The 21,967-nt window shown below is 60.3% G+C and carries 15 protein-coding genes; 8 read left to right on the forward strand and 7 right to left on the reverse strand.

Going from position 1 to position 21,967, the window contains the following annotated elements; all coding sequences use genetic code 11:
* The 3 genes from HW554_RS07865 to HW554_RS07875 all read right to left on the reverse strand — a co-directional run bounded on the left by HW554_RS07865 (position 1) and on the right by HW554_RS07875 (position 4,741).
* Positions 1 to 363: a response regulator gene (locus tag HW554_RS07865; protein ID WP_019948088.1), complete on the reverse strand. Its 363-nt coding sequence runs from the start codon at positions 361 to 363 to the stop codon at positions 1 to 3.
* Between the two features lie 77 nt (positions 364 to 440).
* Positions 441 to 971, reverse strand: a complete 531-nt coding sequence (locus HW554_RS07870) for a chemotaxis protein CheW (RefSeq protein ID WP_246285151.1) — start codon at positions 969 to 971, stop codon at positions 441 to 443.
* A gap of 23 nt (positions 972 to 994) precedes the next feature.
* Positions 995 to 4,741 (reverse strand): HAMP domain-containing protein, encoded by a 3,747-nt coding sequence (locus HW554_RS07875; protein WP_176908036.1) that lies wholly within the window; start codon positions 4,739 to 4,741, stop codon positions 995 to 997.
* Between the two features lie 377 nt (positions 4,742 to 5,118).
* Between HW554_RS07875 and topA the strand changes: the two genes are divergently transcribed.
* The 7 genes from topA (at position 5,119) to HW554_RS07910 (ending at position 16,713) form a co-directional block, all read left to right on the forward strand.
* Positions 5,119 to 7,626 (forward strand): type I DNA topoisomerase, encoded by a 2,508-nt coding sequence (gene topA / locus HW554_RS07880; protein ID WP_176908037.1) that lies wholly within the window; start codon positions 5,119 to 5,121, stop codon positions 7,624 to 7,626.
* A 180-nt stretch (positions 7,627 to 7,806) separates the two neighbouring features.
* On the forward strand, positions 7,807 to 8,712 hold the full coding sequence (locus HW554_RS07885; RefSeq protein ID WP_218134638.1) for a DUF4846 domain-containing protein: 906 nt from the start codon (positions 7,807 to 7,809) through the stop codon (positions 8,710 to 8,712).
* Between the two features lie 50 nt (positions 8,713 to 8,762).
* Positions 8,763 to 9,461 carry an SIR2 family NAD-dependent protein deacylase gene (locus HW554_RS07890; protein WP_176908038.1) on the forward strand — a complete coding sequence of 233 codons (699 nt, stop codon included), beginning with the start codon at positions 8,763 to 8,765 and terminating at the stop codon, positions 9,459 to 9,461.
* Positions 9,462 to 9,818: 357 nt separating this feature from the next.
* The gene (locus HW554_RS07895; RefSeq protein ID WP_176908039.1) at positions 9,819 to 11,060 is read left to right on the forward strand and encodes a peptidoglycan DD-metalloendopeptidase family protein; all 1,242 of its coding nucleotides are present in this window, start codon (positions 9,819 to 9,821) and stop codon (positions 11,058 to 11,060) included.
* Between the two features lie 51 nt (positions 11,061 to 11,111).
* A complete protein-coding gene (locus HW554_RS07900; RefSeq protein ID WP_176908040.1) occupies positions 11,112 to 11,651 on the forward strand; it encodes a metal-dependent hydrolase in 540 nt (179 codons plus the stop codon).
* 83 nt (positions 11,652 to 11,734) lie between these two features.
* Complete coding sequence (locus HW554_RS07905; protein ID WP_176908041.1) at positions 11,735 to 15,511, forward strand: BamA/TamA family outer membrane protein; 3,777 nt, start codon at positions 11,735 to 11,737, stop codon at positions 15,509 to 15,511.
* Positions 15,512 to 15,714: 203 nt separating this feature from the next.
* Positions 15,715 to 16,713, forward strand: a complete 999-nt coding sequence (locus tag HW554_RS07910; RefSeq protein WP_176908042.1) for a Ppx/GppA phosphatase family protein — start codon at positions 15,715 to 15,717, stop codon at positions 16,711 to 16,713.
* Positions 16,714 to 16,788: 75 nt separating this feature from the next.
* Here HW554_RS07910 and ppk1 read toward each other — a convergent pair whose 3' ends face one another.
* The 4 genes from ppk1 to HW554_RS07930 form a co-directional block, all read right to left on the reverse strand.
* Positions 16,789 to 19,107, reverse strand: a complete 2,319-nt coding sequence (ppk1, locus tag HW554_RS07915) for a polyphosphate kinase 1 (RefSeq protein ID WP_176908043.1) — start codon at positions 19,105 to 19,107, stop codon at positions 16,789 to 16,791.
* Positions 19,108 to 19,384: 277 nt separating this feature from the next.
* Positions 19,385 to 19,534, reverse strand: coding sequence for a hypothetical protein (locus HW554_RS07920; RefSeq protein ID WP_176908044.1), 150 nt, complete (start codon positions 19,532 to 19,534; stop codon positions 19,385 to 19,387).
* A gap of 2 nt (positions 19,535 to 19,536) precedes the next feature.
* A complete protein-coding gene (locus HW554_RS07925; protein ID WP_176908045.1) occupies positions 19,537 to 20,106 on the reverse strand; it encodes a hypothetical protein in 570 nt (189 codons plus the stop codon).
* A 102-nt stretch (positions 20,107 to 20,208) separates the two neighbouring features.
* Positions 20,209 to 21,003, reverse strand: coding sequence for a M48 family metallopeptidase (locus HW554_RS07930; protein WP_176908046.1), 795 nt, complete (start codon positions 21,001 to 21,003; stop codon positions 20,209 to 20,211).
* Positions 21,004 to 21,284: 281 nt separating this feature from the next.
* Between HW554_RS07930 and HW554_RS07935 the strand changes: the two genes are divergently transcribed.
* Complete coding sequence (locus tag HW554_RS07935; RefSeq protein ID WP_176908047.1) at positions 21,285 to 21,899, forward strand: fumarylacetoacetate hydrolase family protein; 615 nt, start codon at positions 21,285 to 21,287, stop codon at positions 21,897 to 21,899.
* Positions 21,900 to 21,967: the final 68 nt, after the last annotated feature.

Raw genomic sequence — 21,967 nt, forward strand, 5'->3', positions numbered from 1 at the left:
CTATTGCAGCGCGTTGCCCACGATTTCGAGCACTTTTTCCTCCGAGAAAGGCTTCACGATATACGCCGAGGCACCGCTTTCCAGCGCTTCGTTCACAATAACCTCCTGGCCAACGGCCGAGCACATCACCACTTTCACGTCGGGCTGCTCCTGGCGGATGCCGCGCAACACGTCGAGGCCGGTGTTGTCGGGCAGAATTACGTCGAGCGTAATCAGGTCGGGCTTGGTTTCGATGGCCATTTCCAGGGCCTGCTGGCCATTGGCGGCCTCACCAACTACTTCGTAGCCAGCATCGGTGAGCATATTCTTGAGCATCGTGCGCATGTAGAACGAGTCGTCGACGATGAGAATGCGGTTTTTCATGGGAAAGAGAAATGCGAAGTGAGAGTGCAGGGTCTGGTCTGATGGCAGGCCTGGCCCGTTGTACGGCGACTACGGGGCTAAGATGCCGCCGGAGTGGACAACTGCATAATTTCGGCGGGGGTGAGTAGTTTCAACATGTCGAGCACCACAATAATCCGGTCGCCAATGCGGGCGATGCCCTCAATGTATTTATCGTGAATATTGGCTTCCTGAATGAATTCGGGTGTTTGTTCGATGGCCGACTGCGGCACCGACAGTGGTTGAGGAACCTCGCGCACCACGATGCCAATGGTATAATCTTTGGCCTCGATGGCCATGGTGTAGGTGTGGGCAGCCAATTCCTCGGTGGCTTCGCGTAGCTGAAACCGTTCCTCTAGGTCAATGACGGCAATAATATCACCACGCAGGTTGGCAATACCTTTCACGAACGACGGCGTTTTGGGCATACGCGCAATGTCGGGCGTGAGGGTCACCTCCTTTACCTGCTCGATGCGAATGGCGTACTCTTCCTGCCCCAATCGAAAAACGATAAGCTGAATAATCGGGTCGGGCGCGGCAGATTTATCGGAAGCGGGCATTAGTGGTGCGGCGTGGTGGGTATTGGGCAATCAGACTACCAGAAGTCGGGCTTCTATTTGCCCTTGGCGGCCTTGCTTTTAGCAGCTGACTTTGCGGCTGGTTTTGCCTTGGCGGCCGGAGAAGTGGCTTTGCTGGCGGCCTTGGCAGCCGGAGCAGCGGCCGCTGGCCGGGCAACAGCCCGGCGGATTGGCCGACGCTCGGGGGCCGGCGTAGGCTCGGCGCGGCGCGGCCGGCGCGGTGCAGCGGCCGCCGGAGCTACCGGTGCCGGAGCAGCGGCCGGGGCGGGCCGGCGCGTCAGGCGCCGACGGATTGGTTCGGGTTCCGGCTCGGGCTCAGGCTCCAGGTATTCCATCAGCTGGAAGGCCGAAAGACCCAGCTGCAGGTCGTCGGCAATATCGGTCAGGTTCTGACTGCTAGTGGTCAGCTCCTGCATGCTGGTGGAAAGCTGCTTGGCGGTGCCGGCCACCTGCTGGGTGCCCGAGGCGGTCTGCTCGGCAATGGCTACCACTTCCTCCACGTACTTCACCACGTCGCCGATACTCGTTTTCTGAATCTCGGTGGCCGTGAGGATGTCACGGCTGGTGCGCAGGGTTTCGCCGCTACTGGTAGCAATGTTCTTAAAGGCCGAGCTGGCCTCGAAGGTGGCGTTTTTACCCTTGAGTACCCGGCCTTCCATGGTGCTGATGGCGGTAGCGGCCGAGGTGGTGTCCTTCCGAACGTCCTCCACCAGCGTGGCAATTTCGCTGGCCGATTTGCGCGAGCCTTCAGCCAGCTTCCGAATTTCTTCGGCTACTACGGCAAAGCCGCGGCCAGCCTCACCTGCCCGGGCAGCCTCAATGGCGGCGTTCAGGGCCAGCAGGTTGGTTTGCGAGGCAATGTCGGTAATCACGCCCAGCGACTTGCTGATTTCACCCGAACGCGTACTCAGTACTTCAATGGTTTTCGAGGTCTGGGCAGCAGCCGAGCTGATTTCCTCCATGTTTTTCACCACTTCGGCAACGGTTTTCAAGCCCAGCTGCGAAGTCTGCTCACCGAGGATGGCCGCCTTAATACCGACATCGGCTTTACCGGCAGTTTCCTTGGTGGCCTGCATGATTTCCTCAATCAGCTTGAAAGCCTGGTCGGTCTTGAGCGCCTGGTTCTGAGCACCTTCGGCCATTTGCTGCATGGCGCGGGCCACATCGGCCGTTACCTGGCTCATGGCCTGGCCCTTCTCTACCATCTCTTCCGACGACTCGCCAACAATCTGCGATGACTCGTTGATTTCGCCCAGCAGCTCGTTGAGGTTGTCCACGGCCAGGTTCAGGGCATCGGCCATGGCGCGGATGTCGCCGGTGGTTTCAATCTCGGCCCGCTGCTGCAGGTCACCTTCCGAAATGGCCCGTACCACCCGGCTCACTTCGAGTACCGGCGAGGCAATAGATTCGATGAGGGCGTTAAGCGTGTCCACAAGCTCTTTCCACGAGCCCGACACATCAGTCACGGTGGCCCGCTCGGTGAGCTTGCCCTCCACGCCGGCCACCTTGGCTACCCGGCTTACTTCCACGGCCAGGCGGTTGAGGTCGTCCACCATGCGGTTGATGGTTTCGGCCAGGTCGGCCACCTCGCCCTGAGCGTCGAGCGTCAGTTTCTGGGTCAGGTCGCCCTGGCTTACGGCCGTTACTACTTTCACGAGGCCCCGCACCTGGGTGGTGAGGTTGGCGGCCATGGTGTTTACGTTGTCGGTCAGCTGCTTCCACACGCCATCCACGTTGGGCACATTGGCCTGACCGCCGAGGCGGCCCTCCGTGCCTACTTCCTGCGCCACGCGGGTTACTTCGCCGGCAAACACGTTCAGCGAGTCCACCATCTGGTTGATGTTGTCCTTGAGGTCGAGCAGCTCGCCTTTCACATCAACCGATACCTTCTGGCTCAAATCACCCCGGGCTACGGCCGAGGTTACGTTGGCAATGTCGCGCACCTGGCTCGTAAGCGAGGCGGCCATGAAGTTTACGTTGTCGGTCAGGTCTTTCCAGGTGCCGCGCACGTTGGGTACGTTGGCCTGACCGCCGAGGCGGCCTTCGGTACCTACTTCGCGGGCCACGCGGGTTACCTCATCACCAAAAGTGTTGAGTGAGTCCACCATTTGGTTGAGGTTTTCCTTGAGCTGGAAAAGCTCGCCTTTTACGTCAACCGATACTTTCTGGCTCAGGTCGCCTTTAGCAACGGCCGTAGCCACGTTGGCAATGTCGCGCACCTGAGAAGTCAGGTTGCTGGCCATCGTGTTCACGTTGTCCGTCAGGTCTTTCCAGGTACCCGATACGCTCGGCACGTTGGCCTGGCCACCCAGAATACCTTCGGTGCCTACTTCGCGGGCCACGCGGGTTACTTCGCCGGCAAACACGTTCAGCGAATCCACCATCTGGTTAAGGATGTCCTTGAGTTCCAGGATTTCGCCCTTCACGTCCACAGTCATCTTCTGCGTCAGGTCGCCTTTAGCTACGGCCGTGGCCACGTTGGCAATATCGCGCACCTGACTCGTCAGGTTGCTGGCCATCGTGTTTACGTTGTCGGTCAGCTCTTTCCAGGTACCACCTACGTTGGGCACGGAGGCCTGGCCACCAAGCTTGCCCTCGGTGCCTACTTCGCGGGCCACGCGGGTTACTTCGTCGCCGAAGATGTTGAGCGAGTCCACCATCTGGTTGAGGATGTCCTTAAGCTCCAGGATTTCGCCCTTCACGTTCACGGTCATCTTCTGCGTCAGGTCGCCTTTAGCAACGGCCGTAGCCACGTTGGCAATGTCGCGCACCTGAGAAGTCAGGTTGCTGGCCATCGTGTTCACGTTGTCCGTCAGCTCTTTCCAGGTGCCGGCTACGTTGGGCACGCTGGCCTGGCCGCCGAGCTTACCCTCGGTGCCTACTTCCTGGGCCACGCGGGTTACTTCGCCGGCAAACAGGTTGAGCGAGTCCACCATTTGGTTGAGATTCTGCTTCAGATCGAGCAGCTCACCTTTCACATCGACGGTGATTTTCTGGCTTAGGTCGCCTTTGGCTACGGCCGTGGCCACGTTGGCAATGTCGCGCACCTGACTCGTCAGGTTGCTGGCCATTGTGTTCACGTTATCCGTCAGGTCTTTCCACACGCCGCCTACGTTGGGCACCGAGGCTTGGCCGCCGAGCTTGCCCTCGGTGCCTACTTCCTGGGCCACGCGGGTTACTTCGCCGGCAAACAGGTTCAGGTTGTCGATGGTCTTGTTGATGGTTTCGGCCATCACCTTGAAGTCGCCCGAAACCGGAATCTGGAACGTTTCGTCGAGGTTGCCGCGGCTGATGTTCTTGAGCACTTTGCCCACTTCGAGCACCGGCACGGCAATGCTGTCGACGAGGCCATTGATGTTGTTGATCATGTCGCGCCAGAAGCCGGCGGCGCTTTCAACCGACGCCCGGGCCTTCAGATTGCCCTCTACGCCGGCCACCTTTGAAATGCGCGACACCTCACCACCTACGCCGGCAATCATGTCGACCATCGAGTTGTAGGCCTCGGCTATTTCGGCGAAGATGTCGTCGTTCTGCTTGGTCAGCCGCACGCTCACGTCGCCCTTTTTAAAGGCGTCGAGCGCATAGAGCACCCGGTTGAGCTGGTCGTTGATATAATCCGAATCGGAACTCTTAGTCGATAAGTGACGGGAATCCTCGGCTCCTTTTTTACGCGTGTGGTCGCTGCGGACCGGTTGCACAGCGGCGCCGGGGGCCTTGGCAGTAACGGTGTCCGGGGTCGTGGTGGCCGGACGGGTGGATTGGGACGTCTTTGCTGAAGCCATAGGGAGGAAGAGTAACCAAATCCGCGCAGCATGGGCTGAGCGCAAACAAAACTGCCAGGATGGGATTTCTTAGTCAACAAAGGTAGCAGAACTGCCGATTCGGCCACAACTCATTCCGGTATCCGTCATAAAAAGCCCGCATGTTTCTGCTCAGACGTTGCCGGATGGGGCTTAGCCGCTAGCCACCAACCTGCTAGCCCGGCACGCTGTCCCCATCCTTACCCGGTTGCTCCTATATATAAGGAGGGCAGCCGACCCGCTTATTGGGAAGGCGTTAGGAAGGGGGCGGATTATTGCAGCATCTTTGCGGCAAAATTCAACTTTTGCGCGGGCCAGCCCGTTTCCTAGTTCATACCCGCTCCGCGTCCCCCCACCTTATGGTCAAAAATTTAGTTATCGTCGAGTCACCTGCCAAAGCAAAAACCATCGAGGGCTACCTCGGCAAAGACTTCGTTGTGCGCTCGTCCTTCGGGCACGTCCGCGACCTGCCCAAGGACAATAACGCTATTGATATTGCCAACGGCTTCAAGCCTACCTATGTCGTTTCGGCCGACAAACGCGACATTATCAGCCAGTTGAAGAAGCTGGCCAAGGAAGCCGAAATTGTGTGGCTGGCCAGTGACGATGACCGGGAGGGCGAAGCCATCAGCTGGCACCTGGCCGAAACGCTGAATCTGAACAGTGAGAAAACGCGGCGCATTGTATTCCGCGAAATAACCAAGACTGCTATTCTCAAAGCCATTGAGAACCCGCGCGAAATCGACTTGAACCTGGTGAATGCCCAGCAGGCCCGGCGGGTGCTCGACCGGCTGGTGGGCTTCGAGTTGAGCCCGGTACTGTGGAAAAAAGTGAAGGCCGGCCTGTCGGCGGGCCGGGTACAGAGCGTGGCCGTGCGGCTGGTGGTAGACCGTGAGCGGGAAATCAGTGGCTTTACGGTGACTTCGGCTTACCGGATAGTGGCGCGTTTCGATGCCGGCCGGGGGGCGGTGCTCGAAGCTGAACTGCCCACCCGCTACAAAACCCGCGCCGAGGCCGAGGCCTTCCTGGCCCGTTGTGTGGGCGCCGATTATGCCATCCAGAACCTGGAGCAGAAGCCCGGCAAGCGCACGCCCGCGCCGCCATTCACCACTTCCACGCTGCAGCAGGAAGCCTCGCGCAAGCTCGGCTTCTCGGTGGCCCAGACCATGAGCGTGGCCCAGAAGCTCTACGAAGCCGGCCGCATCAGCTACATGCGTACCGACTCGCTGAACCTATCGGAAGATGCTATTGCGGCCGCTAAATCTGCTATTACCGATGCTTACGGCGCCGAGTACGCCCACACGCGCCACTTCAAAACCAAGTCGGCTTCGGCCCAGGAGGCCCACGAAGCCATTCGACCCACCGACTTCACGCTGCTCAAGGCCGGTTCCGACTCGCAGGAGCAGCGCCTCTACGACCTCATCCGTAAGCGGGCCATGGCCTCGCAGATGGCTGATGCCGTGATTGAGCGCACGGTTGCTACCATCGGCATCAGCACCCAGCCGGGCGTTACGCTCACGGCCAGCGGCGAGGTTATCACCTTCGAGGGCTTCTTGAAGGCTTACACCGAGAGCAAGGACGACGAGCAGGACAGCGACGAGCCGGCCGAATCGTCGTTTTCGCGCGGGTTGCCACCCCTGAGTGTGGGCCAGCAGCTGCCTTTGCAGCAGTTTACGGCTACCGAGCGGTACGCCTCGCCGGCGGCCCGCTTCACGGAGGCCTCGTTGGTAAAAAAGCTGGAGGAAATGGGCATCGGCCGGCCTTCGACCTATGCGCCTACCATCAGCACCATTCAGAAGCGCGGCTACGTGGAAAAGGACTCTCGGGAGGGCAAGGAACGCAAGTTCCACGTGCTCACGCTGGAAGGCCCGCAGGTAAAGACGGAGCTCAAGACCGAAACTTACGGCGCCGATAAGGCCAAGCTGTTCCCGACCGATGTGGCCATGGTGGTCACCGACTTTCTGGTAGAGCACTTTCCCGCCATTGTCGATTTCCAGTTCACGGCCAAGGTGGAGGACGAGTTTGACCGTATTGCTGACGGCCTCGACAACTGGACCGACATGCTGAGCGGCTTCTACACGCCATTCCACAAAACCGTGGAGCTGGGCGAGGAGATTGAGCGCAGCACGCTGGGCAGCACCCGTGAAATCGGCCTACACCCCGAAACGGGCCAGAAGCTGACTGCCCGCCTCGGCCGCTACGGCCCCTACGTGCAGATTGAGCCGCTCGAAGGCGCCCCCGAAGATGAGAAGCCGGTGTACGCCAGCCTGCGTAAAGGCCAGTTTATCGAGAGCCTGACCATTGAAGAAGCCCTCGACTTGTTTAAGCTGCCGCGGGTGGTGGGCGAGTTCGAGGAGAAGAGCATGACGGCTGCCCTCGGCCGCTTTGGCCCTTATATCCGCCACGACAGCAAGTTCTACTCGCTACGCAAAGACCAGGATCCGCACACTATTACGGGCGACGAGGGCGTGGAGTTGATTGAGGCCAAGCGCAAGGCCGATGCCGAGCGGCTCATCAAGGCCTTCCCCGAAAACCCTGACATTCAGGTGCTCAATGGTCGTTTCGGACCTTACATTGTGGCGGGCAAGAAGAACGTGAAGATTCCGAAGGGCGAGGAGCCCACGGAGCTGACGCTGGAACGCTGCCTGGAGCTGGCCGAGGCCACGCCTGACAAGCCCGCTCGCGGCGGCCGCTTCGCCAAGAAAGCGGCCCCTGCCGCCGAAGAAAAAACCGACACGCCGGCCAAGAAAAAAGCGGCGGCTAAAAAACCAGCTGCCAAGAAGAAAGCTCCGGCCAAGAAAGCCACTGGCACCACGGCCGCTAAAAAACCAGCGGCGAAGAAGCCCACAGCCAAGAAAGCGGAATAGCCTGAGTTCTGAACCACCTTTACTGGTGTCAGCAATTTGTGCCAAACCGCACTTTTGCAAAGCTCCGGCCGTAACTGGCCGGAGCTTTTTTTGTGGTTGAAGCAGCAAATAACTAACCTGCATTCGCGTTCAGGTCTACTATTCCTGAGGCTACTTTAAATGCGAAAAAGCTGTTTACTCTTGCTGCCCTTGCTGCTGAACTGTACCGGGCCCAGCTCCGAATCGGCGGCCGGTGCGCTTCCCGAAAACAGTGCTGATGCCACGATGGAGGGGCCCGGGCCGCCGCTGCCCGCCCCCCCTGCCCCCAAGGTGTACGCCTGGCTGCCGGCGGGCCGCTACCAGCCCAGCCAGACGGTGGCCGCCCGGTTTGCACCGCCCGCCGGCTACCAACGGATGGCGGCAGCGGAGGGCTCGTTTGGGCATTGGCTGCGGTACCTGCCGCTGCTGCCGGCCGGCACGCCGGTGAAGCTCTACAATGGCCAGCCCAAAGACCGCCAGGATGTGCATGCCGCCGTGCTCGACCTTGATGTGGGCCAGCGCGACCTGCAGCAGTGTGCCGATGCCGTTATCCGGCTGCGGGCCGAGTACCTGTTCAGCCAGAACCCCGATCAGGTACACTTCCACCTCACCAGCGGCGACGACATCGGCTTCCAGGATTGGTACTCGGGCCGGGGCTTTACGGTGAAGGGCGACGACGTGCTGCCCACCGCCCGGCCGGCCGAAGCACCCAGCCACGCCAACTTTCGCCGCTACCTCGACCAGATTTTCACCTATGCCGGTACCCTTTCGCTGAGCAAGGAGCTGCAGCCCACACCCCTCGCCCAGGTACAGGCCGGCGACGTGCTCATCCGGGGTGGCTCGCCGGGCCACGCCGTGCTGGTGCTCGATGTGGCCGAGCAGCCCGCCACGGGGCGCCGGCTGGTGCTGCTGGCCCAGAGCTACATGCCCGCCCAGCAGATGCACGTACTTACCAACCTCTGGGACGAAACCGGCTTGGGTGCCTGGTTCTACCTCGACCCGCAGCAGGAGCGCGTAGGCACGCCGGAATGGACGTTCAGAAAAACCGAGCTGGGCCGGTTTGAGTAGACCAACCAATCAATACCGGCATCACACCCCCCACTCCATCATCACGCATTATGAAGAAGATTGTAGCCTTAACTGGTGCCGGCATATCGGCGGAAAGCGGATTGGCCACGTTCCGGGGCTCCGATGGCCTCTGGGAGGGCCACCGCATCGAGGACGTAGCCACGCCCGAAGGCTGGGCCAAAAACCCGGCTTTGGTGCTCGACTTTTACAACCAGCGCCGGGCCGCCGCCCGCGTCGCCCAACCCAACGCCGGCCACCTAGCCCTGGCCGGGCTGGAAGACCAGTTTGAGGTGGTAGTGATTACCCAGAACGTGGACGATTTGCACGAGCGGGCCGGCTCAACCAAGGTGTTGCACCTGCACGGCAAGCTGTTCGAGAGCCGCAGCTCGCGCCATGAGGAACTGGTGTACCCCATGAGCAGCGACCGGATTGAGCTGGGCGAGAACTGCGCGAAGGGCTACCAGTTACGGCCCAATATTGTGTGGTTTGGCGAGGCGGTGCCCATGATGGAGGTAGCCATGGAAGAAGTAGAAACCGCCGACGTGCTGCTGGTGGCGGGCACTTCACTACAGGTATATCCGGCGGCCGGCCTGCTCGATTACGTGCCTCGTAACGCGCCTATCTACGTCATCGACCCTGGCCGCCCCCCGATAGCCTCCCGGCCGCGGCTGCACTTCATCACCGAGCCAGCCACCACCGGTTTGCCCCATGTGGCCCGGCTGCTGCGGCAGGAGTTGGCAGACGAGTAGCCATGGGGCCACGTCTGACTCGCATCGGCCCGAGTAGAGACAGTTGAAAAGTTAATATATAATATAAATTATATGTAATTTAGTATCATGAGTCAACCTTACGCACTGCAACTGTAGCGCGAACCGCAGGACATCGAAAATAAGCTCGCGGCCCTCATTAGGGTAAGTTTTACTCAAATCAGCATACACATCAACTTAACTACCCGGGCTGTGCAGAAGCATTTACTCCTCTCTTTAGTGGCCAGCTTAGGCATGGGCTCGGCTCTGGGTCAGAGCAGCATTCCGGCAGGTGGGGGTGGCTATTCGCCGCCGGTCGGTATTTGCCTCTCGGGTGAGCAAAGAGTTGTAATCGATAGTATGCTGGCCCGAAACGTGCGGCAGCTTGTCGGTCAGGGACTTTTGCCTGCTGAGCCAGCCCGGCCGGAGGCTACTGTTCTGCTCGATTGGCCATTACGCCAGGCCGCTGGCTTCAAATACAACAGCATTTACGGGGTTTCCAACTTTGTCGACCACAACCCGATAATTGGGAAACTCCAGGATTGGGACTGCAATACCCGCACCTACGACACGGGCAACTACAACCACGCCGGCACCGACATTTTCCTCTGGCCCTTCGACCAAAATATGATGGACAGCGGACAGGCCCAGATTACAGCGGCTGCTCCCGGCGTTATCATCGGCCGCTTCGACGGCAACTTCGACCTCAACTGCGTTCTGTCCAATGCCAACTGGAACGCGGTGTATCTGCGCCATACCGATGGGTCGGTGACCTGGTACGGGCACATGAAAACAGGTTCGGTAACCGGCAAGCAGCTCGGCGCAACCGTTGCGGCGGGCGAAGTACTGGGCACGGTGGGTAGTTCGGGCAGCTCTACGGGCCCGCACCTGCACTTCGAACTGCACGATGCGCAGGGCAAGGTTGTGGACCCGTATGCGGGCCCATGCGGCGCGGCAACCAGCTCCTGGGCGGCGCAAAAGCCCTATTACGAGCCAACCGTCAATGCCGTCCTCACGCATCAGCAGGCGCCGGTATTTGAAGCCTGCCCGAAACCCGACCAAACCAATCTCAGCGACAACCTGATGGTAGGCGAAACCGCCTATTTCGCGGCCTATTACCACGACCAGCGCCAGGGGCAAGCCAGCGCCTATACCGTTTACCGGCCCGATAATACGGTCTTTGCGAAGTGGAATCATAGTTCGACAGCGGCACACTTCGCCTCCTCATATTGGTACTGGCCGCTCAAAATGCCGACAACGGCCGTACCCGGTAGCTGGCGGTTCGAAGTAGCCTACGAAGGCACGGTAGTTAAGCACGAATTCACGGTGGGCAAAACCGTTACGGCTCTTACCAGCGCACGCCAGCCAGCAGCCTTCACGCTGGCCCCCAACCCGGCCCAGCGCCGCGCTACTCTCACGCTGGCCAGCCAGCCCGTGGCCGGAGCCGAAGCGGTTATTCGTACCATGCTGGGGCAGTTGGTGAGCCGGCAGCCGCTGGCCTCCCGCCTTACCGAGCTGGCCTTGCCGGCCTCCCCCGGCCTTTACCTGGTTACGCTGCCTACCGCCGAAGGTACTGCTACCCAAAAGCTGCTGATTGAGTAGTTTCGGGCTGCCTACCGGTAACTCCTGCTACTTCTCCCCTCCCTTGTTTCTATGGCTTCTATCGTAGGGCACTGCGTGTTGGGTACCACGTTGGCCAAGCTGCTGCTGCCAGAGCGGCGCTATTGGCCCTGGTGGCTGCTGGCCGCCGCCTGCGCCTTTCTGCCCGACGCCGATGTAGTCGGTTTCAAGCTGCACATTGCCTACGACAGCCTGTGGGGCCATCGGGGCCTGAGCCACTCGCTGGTAGCGGCTGTAGTAGTGGCCAGCGTGGTGGTAGTATTAGTAGGCGGCAGGGCCGGCGCGCCGCCGCGTGGGCGGCTGTGGGCGTTGCTGTTTCTGGCTACCGCCTCGCACGGCGTGCTCGATGCCATGACTACTGGTGGATTGGGTGTGGCCTTTTTAAGCCCTTTTGATGCCGAGCGGCACTTCTTCGGGTTCCGGCCGATTGCCGTTTCGCCCATTGGTATAAAAAATTTCCTGGGCGAATGGGGTGCCCGGGTGCTGCGAAGCGAGGTGAAATGGGTACTGCTGCCGTGCGCACTGCTACTGCTGGTACAAGCGGCCGTATTGCGCAGGCTGCGAGTGGCCTGAAGCGTGTAGGTAATAGAAACTAAAGCCGGATTAAATCGGAATCCGGGCCGGTACGTAGAAGAAATCCTTATACCCTTCCTTCTATGGTAGTTCGTTACGCCCGTACACTGCTAACGGGCCTGAGCCTGACAGCTTCGTTGTCGGTTTTCGCCCAAACGCCGCCGGCCCACAAGGTCTTTCTGCTGGGCAACACGGCCGGGCCCAACCTGCCCGCCCGCCACCTCAACGCCCTGCGCCGGGTGCTGGAGCAGCAAACCGGCCCGTTTACGGTTGTGCACCTGGGCGATATGGTGAGCCAGGAAGGCCTGGGCAATAAGCAGGACTCCAGCCACACCGGCCAGACGGCGCGCATCGATGCCCTGCTGGCCCTGGTGCAAGGCTTGCCCAATGGTAAAATCTACTTTGTACCTGGTGATAAGGACTGGGCTGACTCCGGCCCCGATGGCCTGAAGCGGGTGCGGCGGCTCGAAAAGTATATCGAGGAGCACAACGGCAAGCATACCTTCATTCCCGAAAACGGCTGCCCCGGCCCCTATATCGTAGACATAGCGCCACTGGTGCGGCTGGTGGCTCTCAACTCGCCTTGGTTCACCCATCCCTATGGCAAGCCCGAAGCCCCCGATACCGACTGCTCGACGCTGACCCAGGAAGAGTTTCGCGAACAGCTCCAGGATGTACTCGACGATACCAAGGGCCGCAACGTGCTACTGGTAGGCCACCAGCCGGTCGTCAGCAACGGCGAGTATGGCGGGCACCTGCCGCTGGGCCGCTACCTGTGGCCCCCGGTAGTTGGCGCCCTTAATGCGGCCTACCGCCAGAACGTGGGCACCCCCCGCGACTTGGCCAACCCGGGCTACCAGCAGTTCCAGCGCGAAGTACTCAACACCCTGCGCGACCACCCCGGCGCGGTGTATGCCGCCGCCCACGACTACAGCCTCCAGCTCACGTCGCAGCAGGGCAGCTACCACCTGGTGGCGGGTTCGTTTGCCGAAGCCCGGTACGTGGCCGGCAACGCCAGCTCCGCGTTCAATGCGGCCAAGCAGGGTTTCTCGGAGCTTGACTACTACACCGACGGCACCGTGAAAACCACCTTTTTCACGTTTGATAAAGACGTTGAAAAGACCGGGGGCCGTCCGACATCCGCAGCCTACGACGATAAAGTGGATGCCAGCCCTGTGCGCGAAGCCTACGCGAGCACGCTGTTCCAGAGCGCCTGCCAGGAGCCACGCCTGCCAGGCGTACCCGTGAACAGCTTTATTCCGGAGTGCCCCTCGGCCCCGAAGGGGGTAGCCGACGTGAAGCCCGATGGGCCGTTTGTGGCCGTGCAGACGCTGCCGGCCGGGGCACAGTACGCTGGCACCCGCTCGTCGCGGTTCTGGCTGGGGCCGGGCTACCGCACCTCCTGGACCCAGCCCGTGCAGGTGCGCACGCTCAACCTGGGCACCGAACTGGGCGGACTGCGGCCCTTTGGGCGGGGCGGCGGACGCCAGACGACTTCGCTCAAGCTGATTGCCGCCGACTCGTCGGAGTACGTTTTCCGGTCGGTTGACAAGGACGTAACCAAGATTCTGCCGCCCGAGCTGCGCCGCTCGTTTGCCGCCGACGTGCTGCGCGACATCACGCCCACGGCCCATCCCTACTCGGCGCTGGTTATCAGCTCGCTGCTCGATAAAACCGACATTCTGCACGCCCGGCCCCGGCTGTTTGTGCTGCCCGACAACCAGCAGCTCGGCCCTTACCGCGCCGACTATGCCGGCCTGCTGGGCACGCTCGAAGACCGGCCCGAGGACCCGAAGCCCAATCTGCCGGGCTTCGCAGGCGCCGACAATATCCGCCGCTCGTTCAGCTTCTTCCGGCAGCTGTATAAAGACAACGACAACCGCGTAGATGCCCTGGCGCTGGGCCGGGCCCGGGCTTTTGACATGCTGGTGGCCGACTTCGGCAAGCACGAGGACAACTGGAAGTGGGCGGCTTACGAAGATGGTAAAAAAGCCCTCTACAAACCTATTCCGCGCGACCGGGACCAGGCGTTTACCCTCTGGAACGGCAAGCTGAGCTACCTGGCCAACCGGGAATGGGCGCTGCCCAGCATCGAGGATTTTCAGGCCGAGTTTGGCGACATGAAGAGCCTGAACTGGCCCGCCCGCCACCTCGACCGGTTCCTGCTGCAAAGCCTGAACCGCCAGCAGTGGCAGGGAATTGCGCAGTATCTGCAGGCCAGCATCACGCCGGCCGCCATTGATGAGGCCACAGCCACACTGCCGCCCGAGCTGAAAAACCTATCGGCCGACAACATCAACCGCAAGCTTAAGGCCCGCATTCAGCAGCTGCCCGCGGCCCTGGACCGCTACTACCTGCTGCTGGCCCAACGCGTGGATGTGGTGGGCTCCAACAAGGGCGAGGTATTCCTGGTGAACCGCCTGGCCGATGGCACGGTGCGGGTGCAGCTGTTCGACCGCGCCAGTGAGGGCGACGAGCCCAACGGCCCGGCCCTGTTCGACCGGACGTTTCAGCCCAAGGAAACCGAGGAAATCAGCCTGTACGGACTCGACGGCCGCGACATATTTACGGTAACCGGCGAGGCCAAAAACAGCATTCTGGTGCGCATTGTCGGCGGGTCGGGCAAAGACCGGATAGCCGACGACTCGCGGGTGCGCGGCCTGCGGACGCTTACTAAAGTGTACGATGTGCCCGATACCGACCTGCAGCTAAGCGCCGAGGCCGACAACCGCACCTCGACCAAACCCGGTGTGAATGCCTACGACCGGGAGCAGTTCGAATTCGACTCGTACCGGCCCACTATTGGGCTGGGTTACAACCGCAACGACGGCTTTGCGGCCAGCGCGGGCATCTCGCTGCTGCGCCAGGGATTTCGCAAGCCCGGCTATAAAAACCGCTACGATTTCCTGCTGGAAGGCAGCACCGGCGGCCAGCGCCAGTTCACGGCCAGCACGCGCCACCGCTACGCCATCGGCAAGGTCGATGCCGGGGCATCGTTCAGCTACGGCAGCTACTTCCCGTTCTACAACTTCTTCGGCCTGGGCAACAATACCGGCCTCGACCAGGACCGCTACGACGACGATTTTTACCGGGCCCGCTACAAAGGAATAATCCTCAACGGCTTTCTGGAGCGCACCTTCTTCCAGCGGAGTGTGCTGCGCGTGGGTCCCAGCTACGAGTATTACAACAACGATTTTGCCGCCGACAGCTACCTGGGCACGTATCCGTTCCGCCCCGATGCCCCCGTTTCCGACCCCATCATCAACACCAGCTTTCAGCGCCTGGTGGGCCTGAATGCGCTACTTGACCTGGATTTGCGCGACCGGCCCAACTTCGCCCAGCGCGGGGTACGCCTATTGGTGCAGCACGATTCCTATCATCAGCTCAACGGCAAGCAAGGCAATTTCGGGCTCACGCAGGGCTTTGCGCAATACTACGGCACAGCCCGGCTACTCATTCCGGTAACGCTGGTAGTAAAGGGCGGCGGCGCCAGAAACTACGGCAACAACGACGACATCCCGTTCTACAAGTTCACCAGCCTAGGCCTGCGCGAAGGGATGCGCGGCTATTACCGCAACCGTTTCAGCGGCGACGCCAGTCTTTACCTCAACACCGAGCTGCGTCTGGCGCTGGGCCGGAGCAAAAACGGTTTCCTGCCCTTCTCCTACGGCGCCTTCGGTTTCTACGACCGCGGCCGGGTGTACCTGAACGGTGCTTCGCCCGGCGGCTGGCACCAGGGCTACGGCGCGGGCGTGTACCTGGCTCCCGTATCCGATCAGTTCGCCTTCTCAGTTTCCTACCAGAAATCGGTGGAAAACAACCTGCTCCAGTTCGGCTTGGGCTTCCGGATAGATAAGTAATGAGTGGCGTGTTGCGAGTGGGTGGTTGTCAGTAAACGACTGTCATTCTGAGCGGAGCGAAGAATCTCGCGTGTAATGGTAACTCTGTTGTCAGGAATTACCATTACACGCGAGATTCTTCGCTCCGCTCAGAATGACAGTTCAATTGTTAATAACCGACAACCACCCACTCGCAACAGCTCAGAATCACTCTATATTTGCCCATGCACTTTCCTCTCCTCAAGTTAGCCGCCATTGATATTGGGTCGAACGCCGTGCGCTGCCAGATTTCGGCCGTGCTGCACCACGAAGACCGGTACCGGCTGAAGCGGGTCGAGTACATTCGCTACCCCCTGCGGCTGGGCGAAGATGTGTTTGCCACCGGCCGGATTTCGGAGGCCAAGCAGGCCAAGTTCATCAAGTTTCTGCACGCGCTGCGCCTGCTGATGGAAGTGCACGATGTGGCCCCCAACCACTACCTTATCTGCGCTACCTCGGCCATGCGCACCGCCAGCAACGGCCCCGAAGTGGCCGCCCGCATCGAGCGGGAGCTGGGTATGTTGGTGAACGTGATTGACGGCCAGGCCGAAGCTCTATACATCAACCGCGTAATCGAGCACTTACTCGAAGACAACAAGCACTACCTGCACATTGATGTGGGCGGAGGCAGCACCGAGTTCAACATTTACTACAACCGCCGCAAAGTGGCTTCGCAGTCGTTTGAGGTGGGCAGCATCCGGCGCATGCAGCAGGAGGAGGCCGGACTGAGCACCGAGGCCATGCGCGAAACCTGGCAGCGCATGGAAGATTGGGTAAGCGAAAATGCCCGCCGCTTCCACGTTACGCGGGCCATCGGCACGGGCGGTAACATCAACAAGATTTACAGCATGGCTCAGGCCGGCACTGGCCTCGACAAGCCGGTAACCCGCCAGCGCATTGCCGAATTGCTGGAGCGCATCACCAACATGAGCATGGACGAGCGCGTGAACGTGGCGCTGCTCAACCCCGACCGCGCCGACGTTATCGTACCGGCCGGCCACATCTACCTGTCGGCCATGGAGTGGGCCGACGCCCAGCACATGTTCGTGCCCGACATCGGCCTCAAAGACGGCATGCTGCAGACGCTGTTTGAGGAGCACTTCGAGGAGTTTCGCGCCCACGACGACCACCGCCCCGGCGGCCCCACCACCACTATCCAGAGTCGGCCTACCGAAACGGAGTGATAAATGGAACTGTCATTCTTCGACTACGGCTGCGCCTTCGCTCAGAATGACAGTTCCATTTATCACCATTTCACCCTACGCCAGATCGGCTTCTTCCTGGGCATCGTAGTCGACGTTGTCACTCATCGGAACCTCCTTCTGGGGAAGCACCGTTTCGGGCTCAGTTCCGCCGGACGCGGGCGGCAGCATTTCGGAGGTGATAACGACTACCGCCTCCTTGGGTTGAGCGTTGGCATCTTCGGAAGAGGCCCGGATGTTGGCTACCGAAAGCCAGTCGTCATAGAGTGCCTCCTCAGGCATAATGGTGAAGCTACGGCTGTAAAACTCCTTATGCAGGTTGGAAATGGGCTCGTCTTCCTGCGGCGTGCGGCGCACGTAGGCGCCATCTTCGCGCATCACGTAGGTATTCTGGTTGTCGAGCAGGTTGTAGTAGAGGATGTTGATGGCCTCGCGCTTGATCTGGGGGTTGGCCAGCAGAAACAGCGCCTCCAGCCGCCGCTCGAAGGAGCGCACCATCATGTCGGCGGAGCCGGCATACAGGCGGGGCTTGCCGGCCTGATGGAAATAGAACAGCCGGGCGTGCTCCAGGTAGTCGCCCACAATGCTGCGCACCTCAATGTTCTCGCTTAGGCCCGCCCGGCCCGGCCGCAGGCAGCAAATGCCCCGCACGATAAACCGGATGGGCACACCGGCCTTGCTGGCCTTGTAGAACTCGTCAATCATCTCCTTGTCTTCCAGCGAATTCATCTTCATCACGATACCGCTGGGCAGGCCCTTCTTGGCGTTCTTCACTTCCTCCCGAATCAGGCACACCAGCTGCTGGCGCATGTCTTTGGGGGCCGTAATCAGGTATTCGTACTCGTCGGGCTGACTGTGGCCGGTTATCACGTTGAAGAATTCCGACACATCGTGGCCATATACTTCGTCGGTCGTCAGCAGGCTTACATCGGTATAGATGCGCGAGGTTTGCTCGTTGTAGTTACCGGTGCCCAGGTGCACGTAGCGCGTCACTTTCTCGCCTTCACGGCGGATAATCATGAGCATCTTGGTGTGGGTCTTGAACTTGCTGACCCCGTAAATCACGAAGCAGCCGGCCTTTTCGAGCCGCGCCCCCTCCCGGATATTGCGCTCCTCATCAAAGCGGGCCTTCACCTCGAACAGCACCGATACGTGCTTGCCGTTCTCGGCCGCCTTCAGTAGCGCCGCCGTTACCCGCGAGTCGTCGGCGAGGCGGTAAATGGTTTGCTTGATGCCCAGCACGTGCGGGTCTTCGGCCGCCTGCTCCAGCAGCCGCACCACCGGGTCGATGCTGTTGTAGGGGTGGTGCAGCAGCACATCTTGGTGCTTGAGGTAGTCGAACAGGTTTTCCTCCACCGTTTCGGGCAGCGTGATGGGCGGCACTGATGCCGGCTGCTTGAAGCCCTTGCCCCGGAAGTTGGGGTGCTTGAGAATCTGCAGCAGGCCGCGCATGTCGATCATCGAGTTGATAACGAACACATTGCCGTTGTCGATATTCCACCGCTCGCGCAGCACCTGCATCAGGAAAGCGGCCGCGTCGGGTTCTACCTCCAGGCGCACCACGCGGCCCTTCTTGCGGGTTTTCAGGCCCGACTGAATCTCCTTGATGAAGTTGGCATCAATATCGTCCGACTCTTCCAGCGTGAAATCCCCGTTGCGGGTAATCCGGAACATGTCGGCCGACAGAATTTCCACGTTTCGGAACAGCTTGGGCAGGTTGGCCCGCACGATTTCCTCGATGGGCACAAATAGTACTTTGTCGCGCCGCGTGAGCTCGAAAAAGCGCGACAGGTTCTGCGGAATCTGCACGAACGTAAGCCGCTCCTGCCCCTTCTCCATCTCAATGTCGCCGGAGCCCGTGCGCGTGACGACCCCGAAGATGAGCATCTGGTTCATCATCAGCGGGAAGCCGTGGTACGAATCGTACACCATGGGCGTGAGCAGCGGAAACACGGTGTTCTTGAAGTAGCCGTCGGCCTTCTTCAACTCCACCTCCGTCAGCTCACTAAGGGCCAGCACGTTGAAGCCGTTCTTCTCAAACTGCGGCTTCAAATCGTTCACATAGGTCATCGACTGGTCGTTGACGAACCGATGGGCAAAATCGAGCAGCTTGCGCCGAAAGGGCATTTCGCGCAGGCCGGAGTAGTCCACCCGCTCCTTACCGTAGTCGATATAGTTATAGAGCGAGCCCACCCGAATCATAAAGAACTCGTCGAGGTTGCTGCTGGTAATGGCCATAAAGCGCAGCCTGTCGAACAGCGAGCGACTGGTGTCACGAGCCTGGTCGAGCACCCGATAGTTAAAGCGCAGCCAACTCAGGTCGCGGCTGATGTACTTGCTTTTACGAATCAGGTCGGCAGATTTGAAGATTTTCATAGGATAGCAGGCTTTAGGTGGCAAAATACGGGAAAACCGTGCCGTTACGTGTTTTCGCGGCGGGAAATGATACGTGAGGTTTTCGGCGCTGCGGCCAGCAGTGAAACAGAGTGGCACTGGTACAGAACCTAATCTACTGGGCTACCTGTCAAGCCAATTCAATCCACAGCTCGTTCCGTCATCTACAAGCTCCACCAAAAAAACAGCGCCGACCAACCGGCCGGCGCTGTTTTGCAATAGGTCAAGCGCAACCAAACTCATAAGCGGCGCGGCAGTTTCAATTAAGCTTGTCGGGCTCGGTTTCCGGCTCCGGCGGCGTGGGCTTTGGCGGTGGCGGCGTGGGCCCGGCCGGCCGCCGCCGGTCGGTGGTGACTAGCAGGGCCAGGGCCGTGAGCGAGAGGCGCAGGAGCCATTTGCGGCTAAGCATAGCTAGCGGGCGAAAAAGGCATTGTTGTTTTCCACCGTCAGGTCGCAGCGGCTGCCGCCGGTATTTTCCTCGCACGAGGTACCCACGATTTCATTGCTCTCGAAATTAAAGTAGCAGAACGTGCAGCCCACGCTGGTGAGAATGTAACGCGGTGCGTTGGAGCTCAGGTATAGGCTGTTGTTAGACGAAGTCAGCAGCGGAATAGCCATGGCCCGGAACATGCCGTCGCGCAGGCCCAGGCCCACGAGGTAGTAGATGGCTTTGTCTTTGGGCGTTTCCTGGACCTTACGGATGATGGTTTTGTTGATGGACGTGCCGTCGCCGAACTGCCGGGTGAACCGGGTAGCCAGCTCCTGCTTGGGCGTCATGTAGTCTACCTTGTCGTTTACCACCTGGGCAATCTGCTTACTGGTAGCTTCCAGCTGCCGCCGGTTCAGCGCGTCGGGGTCGTTAGTGGGCGAGCTAACCTCCGGGAAGCCGCGTTTGCTGGTTTCACAGGCACTCAGCCCACCCAGCAGTAGGGCGGCGCTCAAGCAGGCGGCAGCGCTGTTACGCAGGAAAGAATTCATCATTCAGGATACAGAAAATAGCAGTTTGGTGGGTGGTATGCCAAGGAAGTCGGCTAGCATATAGAAGCAACGCTTCCACTGCGGCGCGCTTTGGCAGCAGTGGGGTTAGCGGGGTTTGTAATACTTGCGGGCCTCAGGCAGCTGCTGCTGAATATCGGCAATGCGCGTGCCGTTGGAAGGGTGCGTAGACAGGAATTCGGGCTGGGCCGCCCCACCGGAACGTGCCTCCATGCGCTGCCAGAACGCCACCGCCCCATCGGGATTGTAGCCCGCCATGGCCATGAATACGAGGCCCAAACGGTCGGCCTCCGACTCCTGGTTGCGGCCGTAGCGCAGCAGCCCCAGCTGCGAGCCGGCTCCAACGGCCTGCATAAATATGCTCTGGGTAGCCGATGGATTTTGTCCGACGGCCGTCGATACAACGCCGCCCAAACCCTGCGCGGCCATCTGCTGGCTCATGCGCTCGGAGCCGTGTTTGGCTACAGCGTGGGCAATTTCGTGCGCCATTACTACGGCCAGGCCATTTTCGTCCTGCGTGATGGGCAGGATGCCGGTGTACACGGCCGTTTTGCCGCCGGGCATGGCCCAGGCATTTTCCTGCTTGTCGTTTATCAGGCTGAACTCCCAGGCGTAGCCATCGAGCTGCTGCGACTGGTTTTGCTGGCTGAAATATTGCTGCACGGCCTGCTCGATGCGCTGGCCTACGCGCTTGACCATGGCGGCCTGCGCGCCACTGTTTACTACCTGGCTGCTGGCCAGCACTTTCTGGTACTCCTGCGCGGCCATCTGGTTCATTTCGGCGTCGGAAACCAAGCTAAGCTGGCGGCGGCCGGTAATGGGAACCGTGGAGCAGGCCGTTGCCACGAACAGGCAGCTGGCCAGGGCGATATTCTTAAACATACGCGAAGGGAATTGAGAGGGAAGAAACCGGCCGCCTGTGCCGGCCCGGAAGCCCGGGCCCGACGCAGCCGCTGCTGAGGTCCTATACGTCAGCAACCCGGCAAAATGTTTGCATTTGGCCCCGCGCGACTAAAAACCTCCTCGTTTTGGTACCAGAGCCCCGTTAATTACCGTTACTTTTGATACTGATGAGGCCCGGGCCTGGCAGGCGGTTGGATGAAAGCTGGTTTTGTCCGAACATTTTGCCGGCCCCATGCCCCACAACTTCCAAGCCTCTCCCTATGAAAATCCTGTGCATCGGCCGCAACTACGCGGAGCATATTGCTGAACTACAGAACGAAACGCCCAGCGCGCCCGTCATTTTTGCCAAGCCCGACACGGCCCTGCTGCAGCGCAATCAGCCGTTTTTCATGCCTGATTTCTCGCAGGACATTCACCACGAAATTGAGCTGGTGCTGCGCGTGTGCAAAAACGGCAAGAACATCGAAGAGCAGTTTGCACCCACCTACTTCGACGCCATCGGGCTGGGCATCGACTTCACAGCCCGCGACCTGCAGAGCCAGCTCAAGAGCAAGGGCCTGCCTTGGGAGCTGGCCAAGGGCTTCGACGGCTCGGCCCCTATCTCGCAAGCGTTCAAACCAGTAGCCGACTTTGCCGACCTGGGCAACATTGATTTCCGGCTCGAAGTGAACGGACAAGTGCGCCAGCAGGGCAACTCGGGCCTCATGCTGCACGACTTCAGCAAAATCATCAGCTACATCTCGCGCTTCATCACCCTGAAAATGGGCGACCTGATTTTCACCGGCACGCCCAGCGGTGTAGGTCCGGTACACATCGGCGACCAGCTGACGGGCTTCATCGGCGAGGAGAAAATGCTGGACTTGGCCGTTAAGTAAGCCGCTTGAACGGCGTAGGGTGCGGGGCTTGTCCCCGCCCGCCGTTGAACGAACCGCGCGTTACTGTT

It is taken from the genome of Hymenobacter lapidiphilus (assembly GCF_013377885.1).
GTDB lineage: Bacteria > Bacteroidota > Bacteroidia > Cytophagales > Hymenobacteraceae > Hymenobacter > Hymenobacter lapidiphilus.

Coding starts and splice junctions, on each gene's coding strand:
- HW554_RS07865 (WP_019948088.1), bottom strand. CDS start 363: ATGAAAAACCGCATTCTCATCGTCGACGACTCGTTCTACATGCGCACG.
- HW554_RS07875 (WP_176908036.1), bottom strand. CDS start 4,741: ATGGCTTCAGCAAAGACGTCCCAATCCACCCGTCCGGCCACCACGACC.
- topA (WP_176908037.1), top strand. CDS start 5,119: ATGGTCAAAAATTTAGTTATCGTCGAGTCACCTGCCAAAGCAAAAACC.
- HW554_RS07890 (WP_176908038.1), top strand. CDS start 8,763: ATGAAGAAGATTGTAGCCTTAACTGGTGCCGGCATATCGGCGGAAAGC.
- HW554_RS07895 (WP_176908039.1), top strand. CDS start 9,819: ATGCTGGCCCGAAACGTGCGGCAGCTTGTCGGTCAGGGACTTTTGCCT.
- HW554_RS07900 (WP_176908040.1), top strand. CDS start 11,112: ATGGCTTCTATCGTAGGGCACTGCGTGTTGGGTACCACGTTGGCCAAG.
- HW554_RS07905 (WP_176908041.1), top strand. CDS start 11,735: ATGGTAGTTCGTTACGCCCGTACACTGCTAACGGGCCTGAGCCTGACA.
- HW554_RS07910 (WP_176908042.1), top strand. CDS start 15,715: ATGCACTTTCCTCTCCTCAAGTTAGCCGCCATTGATATTGGGTCGAAC.
- ppk1 (WP_176908043.1), bottom strand. CDS start 19,107: ATGAAAATCTTCAAATCTGCCGACCTGATTCGTAAAAGCAAGTACATC.
- HW554_RS07920 (WP_176908044.1), bottom strand. CDS start 19,534: ATGCTTAGCCGCAAATGGCTCCTGCGCCTCTCGCTCACGGCCCTGGCC.
- HW554_RS07925 (WP_176908045.1), bottom strand. CDS start 20,106: ATGATGAATTCTTTCCTGCGTAACAGCGCTGCCGCCTGCTTGAGCGCC.
- HW554_RS07930 (WP_176908046.1), bottom strand. CDS start 21,003: ATGTTTAAGAATATCGCCCTGGCCAGCTGCCTGTTCGTGGCAACGGCC.
- HW554_RS07935 (WP_176908047.1), top strand. CDS start 21,285: ATGAAAATCCTGTGCATCGGCCGCAACTACGCGGAGCATATTGCTGAA.